Annotated in this window: 6 protein-coding genes; 2 read left to right on the plus strand and 4 right to left on the minus strand. The window is 61.6% G+C overall.

From position 1 onward, the window contains the following. Nucleotides 1-75: 75 nt before the first annotated feature. Nucleotides 76-1,083 (plus strand): non-homologous end-joining DNA ligase, encoded by a 1,008-nt coding sequence (gene ligD, locus K2Y42_RS21130; RefSeq protein ID WP_291156745.1) that lies wholly within the window; start codon nt 76-78, stop codon nt 1,081-1,083. 159 nt (nt 1,084-1,242) lie between these two features. Continuing rightward, entirely contained in the window at nt 1,243-2,718 is a 1,476-nt protein-coding gene (locus K2Y42_RS21135) for a replicative DNA helicase (RefSeq protein ID WP_291156759.1), read from the plus strand. Between the two features lie 93 nt (nt 2,719-2,811). Here K2Y42_RS21135 and K2Y42_RS21140 read toward each other — a convergent pair whose 3' ends face one another. The 4 genes from K2Y42_RS21140 to K2Y42_RS21155 all read right to left on the minus strand — a co-directional run bounded on the left by K2Y42_RS21140 (nt 2,812) and on the right by K2Y42_RS21155 (nt 6,514). Beyond that, on the minus strand, nt 2,812-3,264 hold the full coding sequence (locus K2Y42_RS21140) for a hypothetical protein (protein WP_291156748.1): 453 nt from the start codon (nt 3,262-3,264) through the stop codon (nt 2,812-2,814). 240 nt (nt 3,265-3,504) lie between these two features. Next, entirely contained in the window at nt 3,505-4,590 is a 1,086-nt protein-coding gene (locus tag K2Y42_RS21145) for a hypothetical protein (RefSeq protein WP_291156750.1), read from the minus strand. 12 nt (nt 4,591-4,602) lie between these two features. After that, a complete protein-coding gene (locus K2Y42_RS21150) occupies nt 4,603-5,793 on the minus strand; it encodes a nucleotidyl transferase AbiEii/AbiGii toxin family protein (protein ID WP_291156753.1) in 1,191 nt (396 codons plus the stop codon). Next, nucleotides 5,774-6,514 carry a DUF6088 family protein gene (locus K2Y42_RS21155; RefSeq protein WP_291156756.1) on the minus strand — a complete coding sequence of 247 codons (741 nt, stop codon included), beginning with the start codon at nt 6,512-6,514 and terminating at the stop codon, nt 5,774-5,776. Before K2Y42_RS21155 ends, K2Y42_RS21150 begins: the two co-directional genes overlap by 20 nt. Between the last annotated feature and the right edge of the window lie 451 nt (nt 6,515-6,965).

Consider the following 6,965-nt stretch of genomic DNA (forward strand, 5'->3'; position numbering starts at 1 on the left):
AGTCGAATAGGCCCGACCGTCTACCGGCGACCTCCGCTGCGATGTCGTGCCCCCGAGTCGGGGCGAGGGGGTTGAATGCAGCGCAAAGCGAAGCGCACAGGCGCGCCCGCTGTCGATGCGCCGCCACACTGGATCAAGCCGCAGCTCACGCGCCTCGTAGACGACGCGCCCGCCGGATCGACATGGCTGCATGAAATCAAGCTGGATGGATATCGCATGCACGCCCGTATCGATAGCGGCGATATCCGGCTTCTCACGCGCACAGGACTCGACTGGAGCCACCGCTATCAGGCGACAATCTCCGCGCTTGGGGCTCTGCCCTTGCAGAACGCTTACCTCGACGGAGAGCTCTGCGCCGTCCGACCGGATGGCATCACATCCTTCAGCCGGCTGCAGGCTGCAATGGATGAGAGGCGCACCAGCGAACTCGTCTACTACGCGTTCGATCTTCTGTTTCTGAACAGCGGGAGCACGGCGCAACTGCCACTCATTGAATGCAAGACGCGCCTGCAAGGTCTGCTCGCGAAGCCGAGGCCTGGACTCCTGTTCTGCGACCACATCGTTGGAAATGGTCCGCAATTCTACGAACACGCCTGCCGGATGGGGCTGGAAGGCGTCGTGTCCAAGCGTATCGATCGACCCTACGCGCCTGGCGACCGCGGTCTCTGGGTTAAGTCGAAATGTCTCAATCGCGAAGAGTTCGTCGTCGTTGGATGGACCGATCCGACAGGAAGCCGTCCGCGCATTGGTTCGCTTCTCCTCGGCTACTACACCGAGGATGGAAGCCTGCGTTATGCCGGCCGGGCCGGCACAGGAATCACGGTCGCCGAGCTCAAGCGATTGGCTCGGCGGCTCACACCCCTGAAAAGAGCGCGCATGCCGCTCGATGTCCCGCCGCCACGCGAGAGCCGCTTCGGCACACCACTGGAGCTCTCCCGCGTTCATTGGGTCAAGCCTGAAGTCGTGGTCGAGGTGACGTATCTCACTTGGACGGAAGATGGTCTGTTGCGCCAAGTCTCGTACCAAGGTGAGCGCCGAGACAAGCCGGCGCGGCAAGTCAAACGGGCGGCGCCTCACACCTGATCACCGCACGCGATTCGCGGCATTCTGCAATAGTTGTTTTCTCCTTGCCCTAATCACTACTTTCCTGGCCACTCTGTGGACCGGAACGCTAAACTTCCCGACGATACCGATTCTCAGATGAGACACCCCAGACAACGGAACGCTCGGGACAAGGGAATGATGGCAGAGGCGGCGACGAGGCTTGAAGCGATACGGACGTCGCTCCCGGCGATGCCGCATAACATCGAAGCCGAGCAGGCGCTGCTGGGCGCTATTTTCATCAACAACGATGCGTTCTATCGCGTGTCGGACTTCTTAAAATCCGACCACTTCTTTGAGCCGCTGCATCGCGCGATCTTCGATGTGATGGCTAGCCTGGTTCAAGCGAACAAAATCGCGAGCCCTATCACAGTTAAAAGCTTTCTTCCCTCCGACCTCGATATCGGCGGCTTGTCGCTCTCGCAGTATCTTGCTCGTCTAGCGGCCGAAGCGACGACCGTCATCAATGCAGCAGATTATGGTCGCACCATCTACGATCTGGCGATCCGCCGCGAGTTGATCAACATCGCGGACGATATACGCGACGCGGCGTTCAATTCAGCCGTCGACTCCGAACCACGCGAGCAGATTGAGCATGCGGAGCAGCGACTGTACGAGGTCGCGGAAACAGGCCGGTTCGGCAGTGGATTCGAAACGTTCGACGCGGCTCTGACACAAGCGATCGACAAAGCCGCGATCGCTTACCAATGTGACGGAAAACTCTCCGGCATGCCGACAGGTCTCAAAGACCTCGATGCAAAAATGGGAGGGCTCCAGCCATCGGACCTCATCATCATTGCTGGTCGGCCCGGCATGGGCAAGACGGCGCTCGCAACGAACATCGCCTACAACGTCGCACGAGCATACAACCCGTCCGACATCAACACCGGTTCTGTGCAATCGCGTTCCGGCGGCATTGTCGCGTTCTTCTCCCTGGAGATGTCAGCGGAGCAGCTAGCGACGCGCGTCATCGCGGAGCAGTCGGAGATCTCCTCGTCCAGCATCCGCCGCGGCGAGATATCGGAAGGCGACTTCGACGCGTTGCTTCAGCGCCGGCAGGAGATTCGGCGCATACCGTTGTTTATCGACCAGACTGGCGCTCTCACCATCGGCCAAGTGGCTGCTCGCGCGCGACGTCTCAAGCGACAGCGTGACGTTGATCTGATCGTCGTCGATTACATCCAACTCATGCAAGGTACGACGAAACGCGCTGCGCAAAACCGGGTACAGGAGGTGGCGGAGATCACAACCGGCCTGAAGGCGCTCGCCAAAGAGCTTAACGTCCCGATCATCGCGTTGTCGCAGTTGTCACGAAACGTCGAGAACCGGGAGGAAAAGCGCCCGCAACTCTCTGACCTGCGCGAATCCGGCTCGATCGAGCAAGATGCCGACGTCGTGCTGTTCGTATTTCGCGAAGAATACTACCTCACGAATCGCGAGCCGATGGCCGGCACCGACGCTCACCTGAAATGGCAGGCGGACCTTGAGGCATCGCGTGGAAAGGCAGAGATCATTATCGGGAAGCAGAGGCATGGCCCGACGGGCGCCGTGAACCTGTCATTTCAGGGCGAGTTCACGCGATTTGCCGACCTCGTCGAAGCGAGCCGCGTTCCATAGCCGCGTGAAGCGACCGCCGCCATTCGCCAAGCGGATCAAAACCTCTCTCGCAAGCGTCAGTCTGGAGCTCGGCTCCTGCGTATCAAAAGGACCTCAAGCTGCGTCGCTGATTTGACGAAGCGCTTCCGCGTACCAATCGAATTCCGTGTGGCAGTGTGACCAGTTCGCCGCTTTCTTGGGATGTGACGCAACCCACGACATCAATCCGTCGAAAGCCGCGGATTTGGGAAAATGCGTGACCGGCGGCCGGCCGTCGGGATGCACCGGCAGGCCAAAGCGGCGAGAGAGGCGCTGCACGTCGCCTCGTGAAAAACCCGCCAAGAAGATTCTTTCCATTGGCGGCAAGCCTTCGCAAATCCACCATCCCTCGGAGCCGGAGTCCGCTCGCGGGGAGTGATGGAAAATCGCCGACGGGCCGAGTGGTGCGGTATGGCGCTGCGGCTTCCCGAGCGGACGAGCGCTAATCAGCGGCCCCGCGCTTCCTAACTCGCCCCTAAACACGATGTCCTTGATCACGGTCTGGAAGAAGGTGAGGTCGCTCGCCATCGCCAATGATCCACACGCCGAATCAGATTGATCCTATCATGTGGGCGCAGCGCCATGGCCGATTGAGAAGACAGATGAGGCGAGGGCAAGCCAGGGACAGGGACCGAACAGCGCGCGGTAAACTGCTTTTCATTCTTGTGTTTGCGGCGCCGGCGGTAGGCTGTCCTGATTGAACTCAGGCGAACGGTTGTAAGCTTCGACGTCTGCGGGAAGGTCGTTCATGCCGGAATCATCCCAGCGCTAGAAGAGATATTGTTCGTCGGCCCAGCGCAGCACCACCTTGGCGTCGTGCTCGGGAAGACGGACACGCGCCTCTCGCAGGCCTTGCGCGATCGTCTCGCCAACAGCGGGAGAGACTTTGTTGCCGTGCGTCATGAGGAAAAACCAGGCGAACGGCATGCCCATCTCCCGGTCGATCTGCTCAACGCGATCCATGAGGATGTGAACCGAAGCATCGCCCGCCTCCAGGCGCTCCTCCGGCAGACGCAGTGGGCGGGGGATGAATGCGAGCTGACGTTCGCCGGTGTGTTCGAAGTCCCTGATGTCGAGCGCCCAATGCTCGTAGACGCGGCTCGTTCGCGCGCTCGATTCTTCCCAATCCTGAAAGAAGCGTACCTCGCGCGGCGTGAAATCGAAGTAGTTCGGTTGAAGATCGAGAAACGGCCTCCGCGTGCCATCGGAGCCGACCCAGATGCGCCGTTGCAGTTCAGGCCGTCGCGCCTCGCGCTTGTCGCGCTCGAGTCGCGCGCAGCGCGCAAGAAAAGTACGCACATACACGACGCTGCTGGTGCGATTCAGTCTGTAAAGCGGACCCGCCAGCACCTTGTCCTCCGACATTTCGTCGTGGCTCATCCATGACGGATCGAGCAGTTCCTCTTCACCCCAAGGCCGGCGTGACGGGTTTACAATCGGACCCGCGCACCATTCGGTCTCGCGACCGAGCGAAATCTGCACATAGTCGGCCGCGCCGGGTCCCGTTGGCGCGAACGCATAGACGCTGTTTCCGTGCCATTCTGAAATCTGCAGATCAGTATCCTGCAGCCGCCACCAGACGGCCGCGATGTCTCCATTGTCTTTCGCGAGTTCGGTTTTCATCCACGGCCGGTACTCGGCGATCCGCGTTCCATCGGCGGCGAGCACCGAACGCGTGTCCCGCCAATATTCGTCATCGAGGTTCGCTACCGAGAAGGCGAACCCCGGAAAGGCTTGCGTCAGCGCATCCGCGAGCGCGCCCTCGTTCGAGCCAGCGGGCAAGGCGGCCAAAGCCGACTCGACGGAAGCGCGATCAGGCAGCTTGGCAGGTGCGTTCTCCGGCATCTCAGCCATGTGGCGACCCTATCATTTTGGCCCGGCGGTGTCTTTGCCCGGCTCCGCCGATCGGCCCGCGGCGCTGCCCTGGGTGATGAGCCGCGCGCTGCGCTGGTCACTCGCCCCGGCATCCGCCGCGTTGAGATGATGTTCGAGCGCTTCGATGCTGGCGATCACGTCGGCAAAGGCCGGTGGCGTGCCGAAGATCATCGCCGTCATACGCTGATAATCGGCCGCAAGCTTTGCTCGCATCTCCGGCGTCGGGACGAGGCGATAGCTGCCCGGGAGGGCGCGGTCGTATCGGTGATCCGGCGCGCGAAACATCAGCTCCTTGTGCTGCCGACAGGCTTCTGCAAGATCGCGCAGCGAGGCAGTCGCAACGCCATAATCCGGATGCGTCCAGATCTGATGGACGTCATAGTAGTGACGTGAATACTTATTGAGATCGGGCACAGGCCGTTCGGGATGGGCGTCCTCACGCCGCTTTTCCGTCATCTCCGTCATCGCATGCAGGATCAGCACTTTCTCCCAGAAGGTCCGCTCCGGCTTCACGGTCGTCACGTTTCGGACCGCGAGGTCCATTCCCTCCGGCATTTCGTCGGCGATATAGGGGACGATCTCGCGCGGCTCAGCCGGTTCCGGATCGGGCCGCGCGCCGCCCTCGATGCGGACCGCGGCCTGCACATAGTTCTGCGCGGAATCGAAGACGCTCTTGTAGCCAACCACCAGAATGTCGAGCGCGTCCCTGTTGCGATAATTGTCGAATCCGAAACCGAGCGTGAAATGTCCCGGCAGTTCGGCCGCTTCCTCGACGGCGGCGATCTCCTTCTCCAGCAGCGCTTTCAGCGGACCGGAGATGTATTGACGTGCCGCCTCGTCGATTTTCTCCGCCAGCGCGCGCTGCTGCTGGTTGACGGAGGGCAGGGCGGCGATGTCGGCTTCGAGCGGGACATGCAGATCGGCCTTGTAGATGCCGATGTCGATGTCCTCGGAGAACCGCCAGATCAGTCCATACGCCTTGCTGAGGCTCGTGCCGCCTTTGAAATACAGCCCGATCGGATCATCGCCGCGCCGGTTGAACAGGAAGTCGAGCACCCAGCAGACATAGAGGTCCTTCTCGACGTTCTGCGCCTGCGTTTCCAGATGCGCGGCGACCGTCTCGAAGAGAGCGCGGCGATCGTCGACGCTCGATCGCAGGACTTCAATGAACGTCTTCTGCATGATCGCCTTTCGCGCGTTCGATGTCCGGCGCATTCTCGCTGTGATCCTCGGCGAGCCGGCGCGTGATCGTCTCGATCAGCGGATACATCCAGGCCGGGACCGCGTGGATGTTCTCGCGCAGATCATCCGCGACCTTCTCGCGGTTTGGATCGCGCGACAGATGCCGAACGATGCCGTTGATGGCCGCGTCGAGGCTCGCCTTCTCATCCCGAAACCATGTCAGCGCCTGGACGACGCGCATGGCCGGCCGCCCGGCCCAGAACGCCGTCTTCGCCGCGACGCGTTTGAAGTCGAGCTTGTAGATAACCGGCTTCGTCACCTTCGCATCGCCGGCGCTCGCCTCGATCTCGATCGTCCGGGGATAGGTGTCGGCATAGATCGTCGAGCGCGCCGGTACGGCCGTCGTCAGGCCGAGATCGTTCGCCGCGGTCATGCCGTCGACGAGGACGCGCAGCTTGTCGCGCCGGGCGATCGCGTCGATGAAGGAAGCGCGCGGCGGAAACACCATCTTGCCGGTCAGCTTGCTGACGCCGGGCTTGTCGTAGAGGCCGCGATAGGGCCGGCGGATGTCGCCGCGCAGGGTCAGCCGCTGCAGCGCCTTCTCGACGGCGTTCGGCGTCCCGATGTCGAGGAAATCGGCGCGCGACCACACCCCGGCCGGCGCCGCCTGGGCAATCCGGGCATGGATGCGGTCGAGGGTGTCGGACGTCGGGTCGGGCATGGGGCCCCTCAGTTTCTGTCCGAAGATTATATCTAAACTTTGGTCAGTAGCAATCTAGAACCTGCGTTGACCAAAGTTTCTACTCAAACTTTGGTCAGTGGAACCCGTCTCGCCCTCTTTCTTCCTCCGGATGACCCCTCCGCAGGCCGAATCCGATGAGTCTGATTGACTCCCAGGAGTGACGAGAACAAACATAGAACATACTCAATGCGGAGAGCGTTGCAAAGGACATGAGTACGTCCGCCCCCCGATCAGTCGTGTCCGAGCTCCGGGCACGCATCGCCCGGCTCGAGGGCAGGACCGCGCAGCAGCGCGCGGTCCTGCCCTTCGGCGGCGTCTTCCCCCCACCGAGTGGGCGAGTGACGCCAATGCCCCCCCCGACCACCACTCCGGCTCTCTTGGTTCATCAGACTTGGCCCAGCCACCTTCACGCCAATGTGTCTTTTCCTCA

Origin of the sequence: Hyphomicrobium sp. (genome assembly GCF_019744875.1) — a bacterium.
Classification (GTDB): Bacteria; Pseudomonadota; Alphaproteobacteria; order Rhizobiales; family Hyphomicrobiaceae; genus Hyphomicrobium_C.

Coding starts and splice junctions, on each gene's coding strand:
- ligD (WP_291156745.1), top strand. CDS start 76: ATGCAGCGCAAAGCGAAGCGCACAGGCGCGCCCGCTGTCGATGCGCCG.
- K2Y42_RS21140 (WP_291156748.1), bottom strand. CDS start 3,264: ATGGCGAGCGACCTCACCTTCTTCCAGACCGTGATCAAGGACATCGTG.
- K2Y42_RS21150 (WP_291156753.1), bottom strand. CDS start 5,793: ATGCAGAAGACGTTCATTGAAGTCCTGCGATCGAGCGTCGACGATCGC.
- K2Y42_RS21135 (WP_291156759.1), top strand. CDS start 1,243: ATGGCAGAGGCGGCGACGAGGCTTGAAGCGATACGGACGTCGCTCCCG.
- K2Y42_RS21155 (WP_291156756.1), bottom strand. CDS start 6,514: ATGCCCGACCCGACGTCCGACACCCTCGACCGCATCCATGCCCGGATT.
- K2Y42_RS21145 (WP_291156750.1), bottom strand. CDS start 4,590: ATGGCTGAGATGCCGGAGAACGCACCTGCCAAGCTGCCTGATCGCGCT.